The sequence below is a fragment of the Pseudonocardia sp. ICBG601 genome (genome assembly GCF_020496245.1).
Genome location: NZ_JAHLJA010000152.1, coordinates 96,426 through 114,282, shown reverse-complemented (window position 1 = coordinate 114,282; position 17,857 = coordinate 96,426). Strand labels below are relative to the sequence as shown.

The window sequence follows — 17,857 nt, the reverse complement described above, 5'->3', positions numbered from 1 at the left end:
CGGGTGTACTCAGCCGCCGAAGCGGCCCCGCGCCGACTCCGGGATCAGCGGCCGGTCACCGCGGACCCGCAGCTCCTGCACCGCCCAGGTGTTGCCGTCGGGGTCGGCGAAGCCGAAGAAGGTGCCGCCGTCGCGCTCGTCGAGCACCGTCACCTCGCTGCACTCCACCCCGCGCCCGACCAGCTCGTCGCGCGCGGCCCGGGCGTCGGCGACGCAGAGCTGCAGCCCGCGCATCGAGCCCGGCGCCATCTCGTTCTGCGCCGGCAGCGAGCCGACGACGATCGAGCAGCCCGAGCCCCGCGGCGTCAGCTGGGCGACGTGCATGTGCTCGGTGCGGGTGTCGTGGTCCAGGTCGAAGCCGACCCGGTCGCGGTAGAAGGCGACCGCGGCGTCGAGATCCGACACCGGCAGCACGACGACCTCGAGCGTCCAGTCCATGGTGGGTCCTCTCAGGAGTGCGCCGCGGCGCGGAAGGAGTGCACGAGTGCGGGCCCCTCGGGCCCGGACCACATGACCTGGGTCAGGAGCAGCGAGATCACCCCGGTGGCCGGGTCGGACCGCCAGGCGGTGCCCAGGCCGCCGTCCCAGCCGTAGCGGCCGCCGTCCTCGACGGTCAGGCCCAGGCCCCAGCCGCAGCCGTCGTCGAGGAACGGGGCGGCACCGGCCCGCTGCGCGGCGCTCAGCCGGTCGGTGGTCAGCTCGGCGACGGCGCCGGGGGACAGGACCGGGCTGCCGCCCCCGCGCAGGGCCCGGGTGAACGCGAGCAGGTCGTCCAGGGTGGAGACCAGGCCGCCGCCCCCGGACGGGAACACCGGCGGGGCCGCCCACGCGCCGTCGACCGGGTCGGTCACGGTGAAGCCCCCGCCGGGTGCGGCGGTCAGGAGCGGGACGAACCGGTCCCGGTCGGCGACGGGCACCGAGAAGCCGGTGTCGCGCATGCCGAGCGGGGTGAACACCCGCTCGGCCAGCACGGTCTGCAGGTCGGTCCCGCAGCGGCGGGCGAGCAGGACGCCGAGCAGGTCGCCGCTGGTCTGGTAGAGCCAGCGCGATCCCGGCTGCGCGACGAGCGGCACCGCGGCGAGCCGTGCGGTCCAGGTGTCGGGGTCGGGCAGCGGGTAGGACCCGGGCGGCCCGTCGCTGCCGAGCCCGGCGGTGGCGCGCTGCACGGGCAGGTCGGCGCCGGAGCGGGGGAGCATCCCGATCCCGCACCGGTAGGTCAGCAGGTCGTACAGGGTGATCGGCCGGTGCGCGGGGACGGTGTCGTCGAGCTCGGCGGCCTCGTGGCGCAGCACCCGCGGCGCGGCCAGCTCCGGGAGCCAGGCCGCGACCGGCCCGTCGAGCTCCAGCATCCCGTCCTCGACGAGCGCGAGCGCGGCGACCGCGACGACCGGCTTGGTGATCGAGGCGATCCGCACGACCGTGTCGCGGCGCAGCGGGTGTCCGGCGCCGTCGTCGCCGAGGACGTGCACCCCGGTGCCGTGCCGGGGGTCGTCAACGGCGGCGACCAGCCCCGGGACGCGCCCGGCGTCGACGGCGTCGTGCAGGAGCGCGGCGGTGCGGTCCAGGGTGACGGGCACGGGGGCCTCCCGGGGTCGGTGGGTCTCACCCGTTCCGACCGCGGCGGCCCCGCGAACTCATCGCTTGATGCCGACCCCGCCGACGATGCAGCGCTGCACCGGGTCCTCGGTGCGCAGCTGCGGGCCGTCGGGCCACCACCGGTAGCAGGGGACGATGCCCGGGTCGACCAGCTCGAGGCCGGGGAACAGGCCGCTGATCTCGGCGTGCGTGCGGAACCGGCCACTGCCCATCGGGCTGTGGACGAAGACCTGCTCCATCCGCCGGGCCAGCTCGCTGTCGGCGTTCTCCGGGTCGAAGAAGTGCGCGATCGCGACGACGCTGCCGGGGGCGAGCCGCTCGATGTAGCGCGCCATGATCGCCTGCGGGTCCACGGCGTCGTCGAAGTGGTGGATGGTGCCGATCTGGAACAGCGCGAGCGGCTGGTCGAGGTCGAGGAAGCCCTGGACCGTCGGGTCGGCCAGCACCGTCTCCGGCTCGCGGATGTCCGCGGCGGAGAAGCGGGTGAACTCGTTGTCCTCCAGCAGCGCCTGGCCGTGCGCGATGACGGTCGGGTCGTTGTCGACGTAGGCGACCCGGGCCTCGGGCTGCAGCCGCTGGACCACCTGGTGGGTGTTCTCCGCGGTCGGCAGGCCGGAGCCGCAGTCCAGGTACTGGGTGATGGAGGTCTGGGTGGCGACGAAGCGCGCCGCCCGGATCAGGAACGCCCGGTTGTCGATCGCGAGCATGTTGACCTCGGGGGCCACCTGCCGGACCCGTTCGATGGTCTCCCGGTCGACCTCGTAGTTGTCCTTCCCGCCGAGCGCGTAGTCGTAGACCCGGGCGATGCTGGCCTTGGTCGTGTCGATGTACGCGGGAGCGCGACCCTCGGTCGGCTGGGCCATCGGCGGAGTCCTCACTGCGTCGTCGGCGCCGTCGCGCCGGGTCGTCGGTCGGTGCCCGGACGGCGCCCGTCGTGGCGCCGATCACCGGTGCGGTCACCGTAGCGGACCGGCCCGACGGGCACGCACCGTCACCGTCCGGAAGTGGCCCGTGATCGAGACCGCTGACGACCTGCGGAACCGTTGTGTAGGCTGGGTCACCCGATCGGCAGTCCCCGCAACCCGCAGGAGCCCGTCCCGGTGGTCCCCAGCCCGAACAGCCCCACCCCGCCCGGTGCCGACCGCGGCCCGACCGCGCGGCGCATCGTCCTCGGCTCCCACCTGCGCCGGCTGCGGGAGCGCGCGGGCATCTCCCGGACCGACGCGGCGTACGCGATCCGCGGCTCGGACTCGAAGATGAGCAGGCTGGAGTCCGGCAAGGTCGGGTTCAAGCAGCGCGACGTGGCCGACCTGCTGACGATGTACGGCGTCGCCGAGGGCCCCGAGCGCGACCAGGTCCTGTCGATGGCGGAGGAGAGCAACTCCAGCGGCTGGTGGGCCCGCTACAACGACGTCGTCCCCGGCTGGTTCGAGGACTTCGTGGGTCTGGAGGCCTCGGCGTCGCGGATCTCGTCCTACGAGCTCCTGTTCGTCCCCGGCCTGCTGCAGACCGAGGAGTACGCCCGCGCGGTCGTCAGCGGCGGTCACACCGACCTGCCGCCCGCCGAGCGGGCCGACGTCGAGAAGCGCCTGGAGGTGCGGCTGCGGCGCCAGCGCGTGCTGCACCGCAAGGACGCCCCGACCTTCTGGACCGTGCTCGACGAGGCCGTGCTGCACCGGCCGGTCGGCGGGGAGGCGGTCTTCCGCGCCCAGCTCGACCACCTGGTCGAGCTGTCGTCGCTGCCGAACGTCATCGTCCAGCTGCTGCCCTGGGACCTGTCCGGCTACGGCGCCGAGCACGCCTTCACCATGCTGCGTTTCGCCGAGCCCGAGCTGCCCGACCTGGTCTACCTCGAGGAGATGACCGGGTCCTCCTATCTGGACAAGCGGGCCGACGTCGAGCGCTACGGCCGGTCGATGGACCGGCTCACCGTCGACGCGCTCAGCCCGGAGCAGACCAAACAGGCCCTGAGCAAGCTGCGCGCCGAGCGCTGACCTGCGGCGACGTCGCTCCCGGGCGACGAACGGCACCGGTGTCCCCGGCAGCGGGGGACACCGTCCGATGCCGACCGCCCACGGCCGGTGCGGAGCACCCGGGCGCGGCCGGACGACCGCCGGGCGCGTCCGTCCTGTTTTGCACGACCGAACCGCTTGCCCCCTGCTAGCTTTTCCGCAACGGAGAATGCACGTGCAGATGAGGTGAGCATTCGCATGGAACAGATGCACCTGAGCGGCCCCGCGGCGATCGATTCGCTGGCGTGGCGCAAGAGCGTGCGCAGCGGCTACCAGGGCAACTGCGTCGAGCTCGCCGTCGTGACCGGTGGAACCGTGGCCGTCCGCAACTCGCGGGACCCGCACGGCACCGTCCTCGCCTTCCCGGCGACCGAGATGGCCGCCTTCCTGACCTCGATCAGGAACGGCGAGCTGGACGATCTCGCCTGAGGCGTCCCCGCTGACCTCCCGCGGGCGGCCGGCCCGACCCCGGCCGCCCGCGGTGAGCCGAGAATGATCTTCTCGGTGTAGGAAGGAACGGTGAGCCGTTCCGAGCAGGCCCCGTCCTACCGCGGCGCGAGCGCCCACTACCTGTCCCCGTCGCGACGGGACCCCGTCAAGGTCGGCTCCGAGGAGCCCGTCACCCGGCGGGTCATCGCGGGTGCGCTGGCCGCGCTGCACCTGCGGCCCGGAGCCCCGGTCGCCGTGCTCGACGTCGGGTCCGGCACCGCCGACGGGTTCGCCCTCCTCACCCGCCCGGCACCGGACGCCGCCCCGATCGTCGCGGAGGACCGGCTGCGCTACGTCGGTCTCGACGTCGACCCGGAGATGGTCGCCACCGCGCGGGACACCGTCGGCTCGCCGTCGGCGTCGTTCGTGCTCGGCGACGTGCGCGACGCGCTGCCCGACGGCGCGTTCGACCTCTACCTGTCCTGCGGGGTGCCGTACTCCCACCTCACCCGTGACGAGTTCGTCGCCGCGCTGGGGTCGGTGCTGACGGCCGTCGCGGCCCGGGGGCGGCGCGCCGCGGTCGTCGTCGACGTCCTCGGCCGGTACTCGGTGGAGTGGCAGCCCCGCTGGGGCACCGAGCGCTGGGACTACGCGATGAGCTTCTTCGCCGGCGGCGGCGGGGCGATCGCCGAGCCGATGACCTTCTACGGCCGCGCCGAGCTCGACGCGACCGTCGACGCCGCGCTGGCCGGCAGCGGCGCGCGGCTGGTGTCGCGCACCGCCGTCGACCGGTCGGTCCTGGTCGGACGGCACACCGCCACCGGCACCTTCCACCCGGCGGTGCCGCGCTTCCGGACCCTGGTGAACGACCTGGTCCGCGACCCGTCCCGGGTCGACCCCGACGACCTCCGGTTCACCCCCGCGACCGGGGGCGCACCGGAGGAGCTGCTGTCCTGGCTGCGCGGGTTCGCCGACCGCTGGAACGGTGCCCTGGAGCCGTACCGGGGGGCGGGGCCGCTCGCCGAGGCCGACGCCGACCGGCTCGCCGGGACCCTGCTCGGACTCGAACGGGCCGCGGGCCCCGGCCTGGGCGTCGGCCACTCGCTGACCATGACGCTGGTGGCCGAGCCCGCCTGAGCACCGGCCCCGCGGGTCAGTGGTGCTTGTCGGTCAGCGGCGGGAAGCGGTTCGGGCCCTCGTCCTGCTCGAACATCTCCGCGGCGGGTCCGACGATCAGCCGGTCCGGCGGGGTAGCCACCCCGGTGTCCTTGCCGGGGTAGTCGAACAGGCCCAGGACGTGGCGCATCGCCTCGAGCCGTGCGCGCTTCTTGTCGTTGCTCTTGATCACCGTCCAGGGCGCGTCCTTGGTGTCGGTGTAGAAGAACATCGCCTCCTTGGCCTCGGTGTAGGCCTCCCACTTGTCCAGCGAGGCGAGGTCCATCGGGGACAGCTTCCACTGGCGCACCGGGTCGACCTGGCGGATCAGGAAGCGGGTGCGCTGCTCGTCGCGCGACACCGAGAACCACAGCTTCACCAGGTGGACCCCGGACCGGACGAGCATCCGCTCCAGCTCCGGGGTGGCCCGCAGGAACTCCATGTAGGAGCGGGGGTCGGTGAAGCCCATGACCCGCTCGACGCCGGCCCGGTTGTACCAGGACCGGTCGAACAGCACGATCTCCCCGGCCGAGGGCAGATGCTGCACGTAGCGCTGGAAGTACCACTGGCCGGCCTCGCGCTCGGTCGGCTTCTCCAGCGCCACCACCCGGCAGCCGCGGGGGTTGAGGTGCTCGGTGAACCGCTTGATCGTCCCGCCCTTGCCCGCGGCGTCGCGGCCCTCGAACAGCACGACGATCCGGTTGCCGGTGTCCTTGACCCAGTTCTGCAGCTTCAGCAGCTCGATCTGCAGCAGCCGCTTCTGGCGCTCGTACTCCAGGCGGGACAGCCGGTCGTCGTAGGGGTAGCCCTGGCGCCAGGTGTCGACCGGGCTGCCCTCGGGGTCGACGAGGGTCGGGTCGTCGTCGTCGGAGTCGTCGACCCGGAAGTGCCCGGGGTCGGCCGCGGCGGGGTGCGGGATCAGGGTGTCGGGGGCGTCGGCCTGAGGCTCGACCGGGGTCTCGTCCACGTGTGGCAACGCTGCGCGCCGGTCATGTCCGCAGAGCCACGCCCGGATGACGGCCGGGTGATCAGCGGGCAGCGGGACGGGGCCGGTCGTGCCAGTAGCCCTGCGCGTGGACCCGGTCCGGGGCGACGCCCGCCTCGTGCAGCAGCGCCCGCACCCGCGCCACCCGGGTGCTCTCGGTGGCGTTCCAGGCGTAGAAGTGCTCGCCGAGGCGGGCGGCCGCCCCACCGTGGGCGCCGGCCCAGTCGGCGACGGCGTCGAGCAGCGGGCGCCCGGGCCGACGGCAGACCTCCACCGTCACGCCCGGATGCGCGTCGGTGAGCCCGACGGCGTCGGCCGGGTCGCCGACCTCGACCAGCACCCGGCCCCGGTGGTGCGGCGGGAGCGCGGCGAGGATGCCGCGCACGGCGGGCAGCGCGGTCTCGTCGCCGGTGATCAGCACCTCGGTGGCGGGGCCCGGGTCCCACTGCACACCGTGGCCGGGGTTGCCGCGCCGCACGTCCGGCCCGGAGAGCAGGACGGCGTCGCCGGGGCGGGCGGCCGCGGCCCACGCGCTCGCCGGGCCCGGCCGGGAGTGGCGGAACACGTCGAGGTCGACCTCACCGCGCCCCGGCCGGACCGCGGCCGGGGTGTAGCTGCGCAGCACCGGCCGCGTGTCGGCGGGCAGCTCCCGCAGCCGGGCCCGCCACTCGCGTTCCAGCAGGCCCGAGGTGAGCGAGGCGGGATAGCCGTCGTCCGGCGGGACCAGCAGCTTGACCCGCTGGTCCCGGCCGTGCGGGGCGAACCGCGCCAGCTGCGGACCGCCCAGGACGATCCGCCGGAACCCGGGGGAGGGCACGCCGACGGCGAGCACCCGGGCGGCGAACAGGACGTTCGGCGAGGCCGACAGGGGGCTCACCGGCCCAGCGTCCGCTCGATGTCGTCGAGCACCTTCTGCCCGCCGAGCGGCCCAACCCCGGTGATCCAGACCGACTGGTCGACCGGGTGCAGCCGCGGGAAGACCTGCGCGCGCACCGCCTGGACGGCCGGCGGCACCGCCGACGGCGACGCCGGGTCGGTCGCGGTCAGGAACACCTCGTCGGCGCGGGCCTGCTGGACCAGCTCGGGGGACAGGTCCACCGAGATCGAGTTCTCCCAGTCCCGGGGCGGGATGGTGAACCCGGCGCACTCCAGGGTGCTGCCCGCGAACGACGTCGGCCCGTACAGGGTGAGCAGACCGTCGCGGGGGCGGATCATCTGCGCGGTCCGCCCGGCCGTGTCGTGGGTACGCGCCACCTCGGCGCAGCGGTCCCGGTAGCGCGTGAGCAGCTGCTCGGTGTCGGCCTCGCGGCCGAGCGCCCGGCCGACGAAGCGGACGTTGTCCTGCCACGGGTCGGCCTGCGAGGCCATGAACGCCGTCGGCGCGATCGCGGTCAGCCGGTCGTACAGCGCGGCGTGCCGGGACTCGGTGCCCAGGATCAGGTCGGGCCGCTGGGCCGCGATCCGCTCCAGGTCGGGCTCGGCGACGGTCCCGACGACCGTCACCTGCGCACCGGCGTCGCCGAGGTAGGCGGGCACCCCGGTGCCCTCGGACAGGACCCCGGCCCCGACCGGCGGGGCGTCGAGGGCGACGGTGGTGTCGAGCTGCACCGGCTCCAGCACGACGACCCGCTGCGGCGCGGCCGGGACGGTGACCTCGCCGCGTGCGGTGGCGACCGTGCGGGTCTCCCCGGAGTCGGTGGGGCCCGCACCGGGCGCGGAGCACGCGGCGAGGAACAGGGTGAGCAGGGCGGCGAGGGCCACCGCGGCCCGGGGCGGCGTCACGGACGATCTCCTTCGGTCAGGTGAGGTGACCCTAACCCGGGACCGGTTCGGGATGGACTGTCCGGTTCCCGGAGATCGTCCGGCCGCCGCCGGGACCGCTCAGAGCTGCACCCCGCGGGTCAGCGCCCCGTCGACGACCAGGTTGGTGCCGCTGATCCGGCTCGCCCGCGGGCTGACCAGCGAGACCACCGCGTAGGCGGTCTCCTCCGGGGTACCCATCCGGCCGGTCGGGTTGAGCCCCATGGCGTGCGCGTACAGCGCGGGGTCGTGCTGCTCGACGTTCGCCCACACCCCGCCGGGGAAGTAGACGTTGCCGGGGGAGACGGCGTTGGCCCGGATGCCCTTCGGCGCGAGGTCGAACGCCAGGCCGGAGACGTAGTGCACCAGCGCGGCCTTCATGACGCCGTAGGAGCCGTCGGCGAAGTCGATCTCGCGGCCGGACACGCTGGACACCGCGGTGACCGAGGCGGCGTCGCTGCGCTCCAGGTGCGGCAGGGCGGCCTCCACCAGGCGCACCGTGTGCAGCAGGTCGACCTCGAAGCTCGAGCGCCAGTTCTGCTCGCCCGGGCCGATCGCGAGCGCCGAGACGTTCGCGACGACCGCGTCGACGGCGCCGAAGCGCTCGGCGGAGGCGGCGACCCAGCCGGCCAGCGCGTCGCCGTCGGCGACGTCGACCGCGGTCCCGGCGACCTCGCCGGCGCCCGCGGCGCGCAGCTCCTGCTCGGCCGCGGCGACCCCGTCGGCGTCGCGGGCGCAGAACGCGACCCGCGCGCCCTCCGCCGCCAGCCCGGCGACGACCGCACGCCCGATCCCGCGCGACCCTCCGGTCACGAGCACGACACGACCGTTCAGCAGCATGTCCATGGAAAGGGCCTCTCTTACAGGGAGCGGGCCTGCTCGCGCAGGTGACGGTGGACGCCGCCGTAGGCCGCGGCGGCCGGGAGCAGCGCCTTCGCGATCTTGGTGACGGCGCTGTAGTTGGTGTCGACGACGTTGGCCAGCGGCGACTCCGCGGCCTGGGTGAGCAGCTGATAGGCGTCCAGCCGGTCCAGCCCGTACAGCTCGCCCAGCCAGGCGATCATCCCGACCTGGCTTGCCCGCCACGCGTCCTCCAGCGGACGGGAGGACCCGACGACGACGTAGTGGGTGTCGGTCTCGATCCGCGGCCACGCCGGGACCGGGGCGTTCTTGATCAGCTCGACGATCAGCACGACGTCCATCGCGCCCTCGACGGCCGTGCCGCAGCTCTCGCCCTCGCCCTGGCGGTAGTGGCCGTCGCCGACCGAGAACAGCGCGCCGGGCACGTTGACCTGCAGGTAGCAGGTGGCCCCGGCGCGCATCTCCGGGGTGTCCATGTTCCCGCCGAACACGTCGGGCACCAGCGAGCTGCGCACCTCCCGCCCGGGCGGGGCAACGCCGACGGTGCCGAGCATCGGGTTGCACGGCAGCTCCAGGCGCAGGTCCGCGCTCGTCGCCTCGAACAGCACCGTCCCCGCGGCCCGGTCGAGCTGGTAGATCCAGGTCCGCTCGGGCAGCGGCTCGTGCAGCAGCGCGGTGCGGTCGGTCGTCGACAGCGCCCCGAACAGCGGGATCAGGGTGGAGGCACCCCAGTCCCGGGCCGGGGTCAGCTCCACGAGGTGGATGGCCAGGGTGTCGCCCGGCTCGGCGCCCTCCACGTGGAACGGCCCGGTCTGCGGGTTCACCTCGCTCATGTCGAGCACCGCGCTCGGACGGTCCGAGGTGGACGTGAGCCGCCCGGAGAACGCGTCCTCGGTCCACAGCCGCAGGCAGGTCCCGGGCGCGACCCGGCGCACCGGGGGCACGCCACCGAAGGTCCAGGCGAACTCGTGCCGTTCCGGCCGGTATTCCACGACGTGCATGGATCGCATCCTGGCCCCCTCCGCGCGTCGCGGGCAACGGTTTCCCGCCGCACCGCGACCGCCCGGTCGTCGATCCCCCCGGGTGGGCCGCCGAGCCGGTACGTTCGCGCGATGGCCCGGTACTTCGACGTGCACCCGCAGAACCCGCAGCCGCGCAGCATCGGACAGGTCGTGGACCTCGTGCGGTCCGGCGGCCTGATCGCCTACCCGACCGACTCGTGCTTCGCGCTGGGCTGCTCGCTGGGCAACCGCGACGGCCTGGAGCGGATCCGGCAGATCCGCAAGCTCGACGACCGGCACCACTTCACCCTCGTGTGCGCGGAGTTCGCGCAGCTCGGGCAGTTCGTGCAGATCTCCAACGCCGTGTTCCGCGCGGTGAAGGCGTCCACCCCGGGCAGCTACACCTTCATCCTCCCGGCCACCAAGGAGGTGCCCAAGCAGCTGCTGCACCCGAAGAAGAAGACCGTCGGCGTGCGCATCCCCGACCACGCCACCACCCAGGCGCTGCTGGCCGAGCTGGGGGAGCCGCTGCTGTCCTCGACGCTGCTGCTGCCCGGCCACGACGAGCCGATGACGCAGGGCTGGGAGATCAAGGAGGAGCTGGAGAACCAGGTCGACGCGGTCATCGACTCCGGGGACTGCGGCACCGAGCCGACCACCGTCGTCGACCTGTCCGGCGACGAGCCGGAGATCGTGCGGCACGGTGCGGGGGACCCGTCGCGGTTCGAGTGAGGACCCCTCCGGCGCGGCCGTCCGGCCGCCCGTCGTGTCCGTCCGGGCACCCCTGGTGACCCGCCGGCGGGGGCGCGCCGCCCGCCCGTCCACGATCCACCGCCCACCGCATCAGAGCGAGCGCTGGGCGGACCGACGAGTAGGCTTCGCAACCGTCCCGCCCGCTACCCGAGCGGGTACTGACGTGGCGTCCGACCCCGGGCGCCGTCCGAACGGTTCGGAGGACGATCGCGTGGCGCGAGACGACCCGCCGCCCAACCCGTCCGGCCCGGCGGGTGCCTCGGCCGGGGACGCGGTGCTCGCCGCGATCGCGCACCGGCTGCGGGCCCGTTCGGAGCGCCAGCAACTGCTGACCGAACGCCTGCGTGCCGGTGAGCTGCGCCCGGGTGCGCTGGCCGACCTCGCCGAGCTGGCCGCGGCCGCCCGCCGCGGGGCCCGCGACGGCGACCACATCCTCGTCCTCGCCGGCGCCCCCCGCGGGCCCCGGCTCGCCGCCCCGCCGACCCCGCTCGGGCAGGCGCTCAACACCGTCGTCTCCGCGAGCGAGGCGGCCTCGCGCACGATCGTCCCGCCGACCCCGAGCGTCTCGGTCGACGCGACCGCCGAGCCCGTCCTGGGCCAGATCCTGGCCGAGCTGCTCGCCCACGCCGCGAGCGCCACCCCGGCCGGGGAGCGCATCGAGTTGCTGACCCGCTGGGGTCCCGACGGCGGGATCGTCGTCGAGCTCCAGGGGACCCAGCCGCCGCGGCACCGCACCCCGGTCGAGGAGCTGGACCGGGCGCTGGGCTCGGCGACCCCCGGCGGCCCGGTCGCCCCGCAGGAGATCGGCCTGCACGTGGCCGCGCGGCTGGCCCGCGCCATCGGCGCCCGGCTCGGCGTCCGCGCTCCCGCCGGGAACTCCGCGATCGCCCCGATCGCCGTGCTCCACCTGCCGTCCTCGGTCCTCGGCGGTGGCCGCTCCGAGTCCGCGGCGCCCGCCGCGGAGCCGCAGCCGGCCGAGCCCGTCGAGCAGGCCGGGACCGGGACGACGGCGTCGCTGCGCCGCCCGGCACCGGACGCCGCCCCCGCCCCCGCACCGGCCGCGGCGGCGGACGTGCCGTGGCCGCCCCGCGAGACCCCGGTGGCGGAGCCCGGGCGCAGCTGGCCGCCGGTCGCTCCCGAACGGGACGAGCCCGCGGCCCCCGCCGGGCTGCCCCGCCGTGCCCCCCGCCCGGCCGGCGGGATCGCGGCCGCGGCCCCCTTCGCCGGCTCCGGTGCCCCGGCTGCCCGTCCGCACGCCCCCGGCCCGGCCGGTCCCGGCTCGGGCCCGCGCCCGCCGTACGGGCCGCCGTCGCCGGCCACGGGCCCGGCGCGCAACGGCGCCCCGCCACCGCCGCCCGCGCCGGAGGACCCCCCGGCCACCGAGGCACTTCCCGTCACCGGTGCGGCGGGGACGACCCCACCGGTGGAGCTGTTCGGACCGTTCGACTCGGAGGTGCCGGTGCCCGTGGACGACGCGGACGACACGCCGATCTTCGCGGCGGTCGCCTCGGCCTGGTTCCGTGAGCCGGGATCGACCGAGACGACGGCGCTCCCGGTCACGCCGAACGACAACTGGCGCACCGCGGGCGACGCCGAGTTCGACGCCGCCCGGATCCGGGCCGACCGGGTCGTCGACCTGCCGACCACCGCGCAGGGCCTGCCGCAGCGCCTTCCCGGGCAGGCGATGGTGCCGCCGTCGTGGCGGGACACCCCGAACGGCGTCGCGCCGACCGGGTCGCGGGAGCGCCAGCCCGACCGGGTGCGCAACCGGCTGGCCAGCTACCAGCGGGGTCTGCGCGAGGGCCGCCACCGCGCCGCGGAGGACCACGGCCCGCACGGACCGGCCGGTGGTGCGCGCAACGGCGCCGTCAACGGTGCGCCGGTGCCCGGCGGGCACCGCAACGGCCACCACCTCGACGACGGCGACAACCGCAGCGTCGGCTGATCACCGTTCGTGCGGCGTCCCGGCGGCCCAGCCGTCCGGGTCGTCCCACGCCTGCAGGGTGCGGCCGCTGACGAAGCGCCGCCGCGCCCCGGTCACCGGGTCGTCGAACTCCAGGGCGCGCGAGAGCAGCTGCAGCGGGCGGGTGAAGTCCTCCGGTGCCCGCCGGTGCAGCTCGGGGTAGACGTCGTCGCCGAGGATCGGCACGCCCAGCCCGTTCAGGTGCACCCGCAGCTGGTGGGTCCGCCCGGTGCGCGGGGTCAGCCGGTAGCGGGCCAGATCGCCCCGCACCCCGGCGAGCTCGACGCGGGTCTCGGCGTTCGGCTCGCCGTCCTCGGTGACGGCGGCGAACACCCCGGGGCGCTTCACGATCCGCGACACCTCGGTGCGCGGCAGCTCCAGGTCCGGGTCGAACCGGGCGAGCGCCTCGTAGGTCTTCACGACCCGGCCGCGGGCGAACAACGTCTGGTAGGCGCCGCGCAGCTCGGGCCGCACCACCAGCAGCAGGATCCCCGCGGTGGCGCGGTCGAGCCGGTGCGCCGGGCTGAGCGCGGGCAGCCCCAGCTCGTGGCGCAGCCGCACCAGCACGGTCTGGCGGACGTGGCTGCCCCGCGGGATCGTCGCGAGCAGGTGTGGCTTGTCGACGACGACCACGTCGTCGTCGGCGTGCAGCACCGGCAGCCCGAACGGCACCGGTACCTCGTCGGGCTCGTCGCGGTAGAGCCACAGCGTCGTCGACGGCGTGTACGGCGTGGCCGGGGTGACCGGGCCGGCCGCGGTCACGATCTCCCCGGCGGCCAGCCGCGCGTCGATCCGCTCCGCGACGTGCGGGAACCGGTCGACGAGGTGGTCGCGCATCGTCGCCCACCCGCCGGTCGCCGGGGTGCGGACGCGGGCCGGCGCGAGGCCGTCGACCGTCGGGAGCGGGGACGCCTCCCGGGACGTGCGGCGCCGGCGGGATCTCACGGGGCAGCAGCCTACGATGGCCCCTCGTGAGCTGGACGTCCTACGGTGCCTATCTGTTGATCGTCGTCGGGCTGGTGCTGATGCCCGGCCCGGACACCTTCGTGATGCTGCGCGCCTCGCTGGTCGGCGGGCGCGCGGGCGGGCTGTCGACGCTGGCCGGGGTGTTCACCGGCAACGCCCTGCAGGGCAGCGCCGCGGCGTTCGGGCTCGGTGTGCTCGTCGCGAGCTCGCACACCGCGTTCACCGTGATCCGCTGGGCCGGGGTGGTCTACCTCTGCGTGCTCGGGGTGCAGGCGCTGCGGGCCGCGCGCCGCGGGGACTACCCCGTGGTCCCCGACGGCGGTCCGCGGGTGCCGGTGCGGCGGTCGTTCCTGGTCGGCTTCGGCTCGAACATCACCAACCCGAAGGTGCTGGTCATGTACCTGTCGGTGCTGCCGCAGTTCCTCGTGCCCGGGGTGACGACCACCGCCGACGCGCTGCTGCTGGCGCTGTCGGTGGCGGTGCTCGGCGGCGTCTACGGGGTGGGCCTGGTCCTCGCCGTGCACCGGGCGCGGGCCTTCTTCACCCGGCGCCGCGTGCGCCGCGCCGGTGACGTCGTCGCCGGGGTCGCGCTGATCGGGTTCGGCGGGGCGCTGGCCGCGACCTGACCTGCGGGGTTGCCCGCATGGTGGGTCTGTGTTCATGATGTGGGTACGACACTGTCGTCGATGCCCAGGGGGACCATCGTGTCGGACACCGTCATCGTGGTGAACACGGCCGTCGCCGTGCTCGCCGTCGTCGTGCTGATCGTGAGGTTCCGGCTCAACCCGGTGATCTCCCTCGTGATCGGCGCCGTCTACCTGGGCCTGACCGCCGGCCTGGGGGTGACGGGGACGGTCGACGCGGTCACCGGCGGGTTCGGCGACATCCTGGCCGACGTCGGGCTGCTCATCGCCTTCGGTGTCCTGACCGGCGCGATGCTGCACCACGCGGGCGCCATCGAACGGCTGGTCTCCGCGCTGCTGACGGCCTGCGGCCCGCGCGGGATGCCCTACGCCACCGCCGTCACCGTCTCCACCGCACTCCAGTCGATCTTCGTCGACGTGCTGCTGGTCATCTCCGCGCCGCTGGCCCGCCGGATCGCCCCGCGCATCGGGGACAAGGGGCTGCCGCGGATGGCGACGGCGCTCGCGATCGGCCTGGAGTGCGGGATCGTGTTCATGGTCCCCGGTGTCGGCGCGGTCGCGCTCGCCGGTGTGCTCGGGGTGCCGCTGGGTCAGATGCTGATCCTGGGGCTGGTCGTCGTGGTGCCGACCGTGCTGATCGCGACCGGGATCATGTCCGTGCTGCTGCGCCGCGGCTGGTGGGACCCGGCCCGCGACGAGCAGGAGCCGGTCGCCGCGGGCGTGCCCGCCGGTGCGGAGGCCCACTCGCCGGACAGCGCCGCACCCGACGCCGCACCCGACGCCGGGAGCGCCGGGGGACGGCCCGCCGGTGCGGGTTCCCCGGACGGCGGGGGCACGGTCCCGGCCGCCGTCGGCACCGCGGTGTCCGGCACCGCGCGTCGCGAGCTGCCGCTGGCCCTGTTGTTCGGGCCGCTGCTGGTGGGCCTGCTGCTCATCGCCGCGGGCGCCGTCCTCGACGCCGCCGGGATCACCCACCCCGTCATCGCGTTCCTGGGTGAGCCGGTGATCGCGCTGCTGCTCGCGCTGATCGGGACCACCGCCGTCGTCGGCGTCGCTCACGGGCGCGGCATGGTCGAGTCCGCGGTCTCCGACGGGTTCCGCGAGAGCGGGCAGATCCTCATCCTCACCGGCGTCGGCGGCTCGCTCGCCACCACGATCTCCGACGCCGGGCTGGGCGAGATCCTCGGCCGCTTCTTCTCCGCCAGCACCGCCGCCCCGCTGCTGATGGTGTGGCTGATCGCCGCCGTGCTGCACGTCGCGATCGGGTCGGTGACGATCTCGGCGATCACCGCGGCCGGCGTGCTCGCCCCGGTCGCCCCGGTGATCGGCCTGGCCCCGGTGCTGATCGCGCTTGCCGCCGGTGCCGGGGCGCTGTTCGCCATCCACGTCACCTCGAACACGTTCTGGCTGCTGCAGTCGCTGCTCGGACAGTCCGTGCGCGGGACGCTCAAGACCTGCTCGGTCGGGGTCTCCATCGCCTCCGTCGTCGCGATCCTGGTGATCCTGCCGCTGTCGCTCGTCGTCTAGGGAGAGTCGTGTCGCAACTTCCACTGTCCGGGGTCCGGGTGCTCGAGCTCGGCAACTACATCGCCGCCCCCACCGCCGGACGCCTGCTCGCCGACTTCGGCGCCGAGGTGATCAAGGTCGAGCGCCCCGGCACGGGCGACGAGATCCGCAACTGGCGGCTCTACGCCGGGGACACCTCGATGCTGTACCGGACGCTGAACCGCAACAAGCGCTCCATCACCCTCGACATGCGTTCGGCCGTGGGGAAGCAGGCCGTGCTGGACCTGGCCGCCCGCTCCGACGTGGTGCTGGAGAACTTCCGGCCCGGCACGCTGGAGAAGTGGGGGCTGGGCCCGGCCGAGCTCGACGCCGTCAACCCCGACGTCGTGCTCGTGCGGATCTCGGCGTTCGGGCAGACCGGGCCGCTGTCGTCGCGGCCGGGGTTCGCCGCCGTCGCCGAGGCGATGGGCGGGCTGCGCGCGCTCGTCGGGGAGGCCGACCGGCCGCCGTCGCGGACCGGGGTGTCGATCGGGGACTCGATCGCCGGGCTCTACGGCGCGTTCTCCGCGATGATGGGCCTCTACCAGCGCGAGAGCCGCACCGACCGGCCCGCGCTGGACCGGCGCTGCATGGACGTCGCGCTCAACGAGGCCGTGTTCTCGATGATGGAGTCGCTCGTCCCCGACCACCTCGCCTACGGCGTCGAGCGGCGCCGCGTCGGCGGGCGGATGGAGGGCATCGCCCCGTCCAACGCCTACGTCTGCGCGGACGGGGGCAGCGTCGTCATCGCCGGCAACGGCGACTCCATCTACGGCCGGTTCATGACCGTCATCGGCCGCGCGGACCTGGGTGGCGACCCGGAGCTGGCCTCCAACGCGGGCCGCTGGGCGCGCCGCGACGAGCTCGACGGCGCCATCGAGACCTGGACCCGCTCGCTGCCCCGCGACGAGGTCCTCGCGAAGCTGGAGGAGGCCGGCGTCCCGGCCGGGCCGATCCACTCCGCCGCCGACATCGTCGCCGACGAGCAGTTCCGGGCCCGCGACATGGTCCAGTACTTCGACGTCGACACCGGCGGCGACGAGCCCGCCCGGGTCGGGTTCCCCGGCATCGTGCCGGTGCTCGACGGCCGCTCGGTCCCGGTCCGCTCGGTCGGGCCGGACCTGGGCGCCGACACCGCCGACGTACTCGGCGGGCTGCTCGGGTACACCCCGGACACGATCCGGGCCGCATCGGGGGAGGACGCATGAGCACCGACGGGGTCGTCCTGCGGGATGTCACGCTGCGCGACGGGCTCCAGCTCACCGGCAAGCCGCTGCCCACCGACCGCAAGGTCGGGCTGGTCCGCGCGCTGCTCGGTGCGGGCGTGCCGGAGCTGGAGATCGGGTCGCTGGCCCGCGGCGACCTGGTGCCGCCGCTGGCCGACACCCTCGACGTCGTCGCCGCGCTGACGCCGGAGGAGCTGGAGCGCTGCTGGGTGTGGGTGGCGACGCCGCGGCACGTGCAGAAGGCGGTGGCCGCCGGGGCCCGCAACGTCCAGTACTGCTTCTCGGTGTCCGACGCGCACAACAACGCCAACATCGGCCGTGACACCGCCGTCTCCCTCGACGCGATGCCGCAGGCCGTCGAGTACGCGCGCGCCGCGGGCGGACGCATCCAGCTGTGCCTCGCGACGGCGTTCACCTGCCCGTTCGACGGGCCCGTCGACCCGGACCGGGTGGTCGAGATCGTCGCCGACCCGCGCACCGCGGGCTCCTGCGACGTCGTCGTCTGCGACACCCTCGGGCAGGCGAACCCGGCCGAGGTCGGGTCGCTGGTCGGGCGCGTCGCCGCGGTCGCCGACGGCCGTCGCGTCGCCTTCCACGGCCACGACACCTGGGGCCAGGGCGTCGCGAACGCGCTCGCCGCGGTGCAGAACGGTGCGACCGTCCTCGACGGCGCGCTGGGCGGACTGGGCGGGTGCCCGTTCGCGCCCGGCGCCAGCGGCAACACCGCCAGCGAGGACCTGCTGTTCGCGCTGCGCCCGGACTGGCTGACCCCCGCGGTGCTGGCCGAGCTCGTGACCTGGTCGGAGGACCTGCTCGCCGAGCTGGGGGAGCCGATGCGCTCGGCGACCGCGCGCGGGGTCCGCTCGAAGGCCGAGGCCTTCCCGTGGACGGCGGGGCCGCGCGGCTGAACCGCCCGGCCCG

General features: G+C 75.0%; 18 protein-coding genes. 9 read left to right on the top strand and 9 right to left on the bottom strand.

Annotated elements, in window-relative coordinates:
• Positions 1 to 9 precede the first annotated feature (9 nt).
• The 3 genes from KPL57_RS50820 to KPL57_RS50810 are packed head-to-tail and all read right to left on the bottom strand — an operon-like array spanning position 10 to position 2,459.
• Entirely contained in the window at positions 10 to 438 is a 429-nt protein-coding gene (locus KPL57_RS50820; RefSeq protein WP_226357612.1) for a VOC family protein, read from the bottom strand.
• Between the two features lie 11 nt (positions 439 to 449).
• On the bottom strand, positions 450 to 1,577 hold the full coding sequence (locus KPL57_RS50815; protein WP_226357611.1) for a serine hydrolase: 1,128 nt from the start codon (positions 1,575 to 1,577) through the stop codon (positions 450 to 452).
• Between the two features lie 57 nt (positions 1,578 to 1,634).
• Complete coding sequence (locus tag KPL57_RS50810) at positions 1,635 to 2,459, bottom strand: SAM-dependent methyltransferase (RefSeq protein ID WP_178373503.1); 825 nt, start codon at positions 2,457 to 2,459, stop codon at positions 1,635 to 1,637.
• Between the two features lie 237 nt (positions 2,460 to 2,696).
• Here KPL57_RS50810 and KPL57_RS50805 point away from each other — a divergent pair, with 237 nt between their 5' ends.
• The 3 genes from KPL57_RS50805 (at position 2,697) to KPL57_RS50795 (ending at position 5,174) form a co-directional block, all read left to right on the top strand.
• On the top strand, positions 2,697 to 3,590 hold the full coding sequence (locus KPL57_RS50805) for a helix-turn-helix transcriptional regulator (protein WP_226357610.1): 894 nt from the start codon (positions 2,697 to 2,699) through the stop codon (positions 3,588 to 3,590).
• A gap of 216 nt (positions 3,591 to 3,806) precedes the next feature.
• A complete protein-coding gene (locus KPL57_RS50800; protein ID WP_226357609.1) occupies positions 3,807 to 4,037 on the top strand; it encodes a DUF397 domain-containing protein in 231 nt (76 codons plus the stop codon).
• A gap of 90 nt (positions 4,038 to 4,127) precedes the next feature.
• Positions 4,128 to 5,174, top strand: coding sequence for a class I SAM-dependent methyltransferase (locus KPL57_RS50795; RefSeq protein WP_226357608.1), 1,047 nt, complete (start codon positions 4,128 to 4,130; stop codon positions 5,172 to 5,174).
• A gap of 16 nt (positions 5,175 to 5,190) precedes the next feature.
• Here the strand turns inward: KPL57_RS50795 and ppk2 are convergent, their stop codons facing one another.
• From ppk2 to KPL57_RS50770, 5 genes are all read right to left on the bottom strand, one after another.
• The gene (ppk2, locus tag KPL57_RS50790; protein ID WP_308016633.1) at positions 5,191 to 6,159 is read right to left on the bottom strand and encodes a polyphosphate kinase 2; all 969 of its coding nucleotides are present in this window, start codon (positions 6,157 to 6,159) and stop codon (positions 5,191 to 5,193) included.
• A 61-nt stretch (positions 6,160 to 6,220) separates the two neighbouring features.
• Positions 6,221 to 7,054, bottom strand: coding sequence for a siderophore-interacting protein (locus KPL57_RS50785; protein WP_226357607.1), 834 nt, complete (start codon positions 7,052 to 7,054; stop codon positions 6,221 to 6,223).
• The gene (locus KPL57_RS50780) at positions 7,051 to 7,959 is read right to left on the bottom strand and encodes an iron-siderophore ABC transporter substrate-binding protein (RefSeq protein WP_226357606.1); all 909 of its coding nucleotides are present in this window, start codon (positions 7,957 to 7,959) and stop codon (positions 7,051 to 7,053) included. The genes KPL57_RS50785 and KPL57_RS50780 overlap by 4 nt, the downstream gene beginning before the upstream one ends.
• 99 nt (positions 7,960 to 8,058) lie before the next feature.
• The gene (locus tag KPL57_RS50775; RefSeq protein WP_226357605.1) at positions 8,059 to 8,823 is read right to left on the bottom strand and encodes an SDR family NAD(P)-dependent oxidoreductase; all 765 of its coding nucleotides are present in this window, start codon (positions 8,821 to 8,823) and stop codon (positions 8,059 to 8,061) included.
• Between the two features lie 14 nt (positions 8,824 to 8,837).
• Positions 8,838 to 9,839, bottom strand: a complete 1,002-nt coding sequence (locus tag KPL57_RS50770; protein WP_062395873.1) for an acetamidase/formamidase family protein — start codon at positions 9,837 to 9,839, stop codon at positions 8,838 to 8,840.
• Between the two features lie 111 nt (positions 9,840 to 9,950).
• Here KPL57_RS50770 and KPL57_RS50765 point away from each other — a divergent pair, with 111 nt between their 5' ends.
• Together KPL57_RS50765 and KPL57_RS50760 are read left to right on the top strand one after the other, a co-directional pair.
• Positions 9,951 to 10,571, top strand: a complete 621-nt coding sequence (locus KPL57_RS50765) for an L-threonylcarbamoyladenylate synthase (protein ID WP_226357604.1) — start codon at positions 9,951 to 9,953, stop codon at positions 10,569 to 10,571.
• A 232-nt stretch (positions 10,572 to 10,803) separates the two neighbouring features.
• Positions 10,804 to 12,537, top strand: coding sequence for a hypothetical protein (locus KPL57_RS50760; RefSeq protein WP_226357603.1), 1,734 nt, complete (start codon positions 10,804 to 10,806; stop codon positions 12,535 to 12,537).
• Here KPL57_RS50760 and KPL57_RS50755 read toward each other — a convergent pair whose 3' ends face one another.
• The gene (locus KPL57_RS50755; RefSeq protein ID WP_226357602.1) at positions 12,538 to 13,500 is read right to left on the bottom strand and encodes a pseudouridine synthase; all 963 of its coding nucleotides are present in this window, start codon (positions 13,498 to 13,500) and stop codon (positions 12,538 to 12,540) included.
• Positions 13,501 to 13,526: 26 nt separating this feature from the next.
• Here KPL57_RS50755 and KPL57_RS50750 point away from each other — a divergent pair, with 26 nt between their 5' ends.
• Genes KPL57_RS50750 through KPL57_RS50735 form a run of 4 tightly spaced genes read left to right on the top strand, consistent with a single transcriptional unit; the run spans position 13,527 to position 17,844 of the window.
• Positions 13,527 to 14,147, top strand: coding sequence for a LysE family translocator (locus KPL57_RS50750; protein WP_226357601.1), 621 nt, complete (start codon positions 13,527 to 13,529; stop codon positions 14,145 to 14,147).
• Between the two features lie 60 nt (positions 14,148 to 14,207).
• The gene (locus KPL57_RS50745; RefSeq protein ID WP_226357600.1) at positions 14,208 to 15,692 is read left to right on the top strand and encodes a GntP family permease; all 1,485 of its coding nucleotides are present in this window, start codon (positions 14,208 to 14,210) and stop codon (positions 15,690 to 15,692) included.
• 8 nt (positions 15,693 to 15,700) lie between these two features.
• Entirely contained in the window at positions 15,701 to 16,918 is a 1,218-nt protein-coding gene (locus tag KPL57_RS50740) for a CaiB/BaiF CoA-transferase family protein (RefSeq protein ID WP_226357599.1), read from the top strand.
• A complete protein-coding gene (locus tag KPL57_RS50735; protein WP_226357598.1) occupies positions 16,915 to 17,844 on the top strand; it encodes a hydroxymethylglutaryl-CoA lyase in 930 nt (309 codons plus the stop codon). The genes KPL57_RS50740 and KPL57_RS50735 overlap by 4 nt, the downstream gene beginning before the upstream one ends.
• The last annotated feature ends 13 nt before the right edge of the window (positions 17,845 to 17,857 follow it).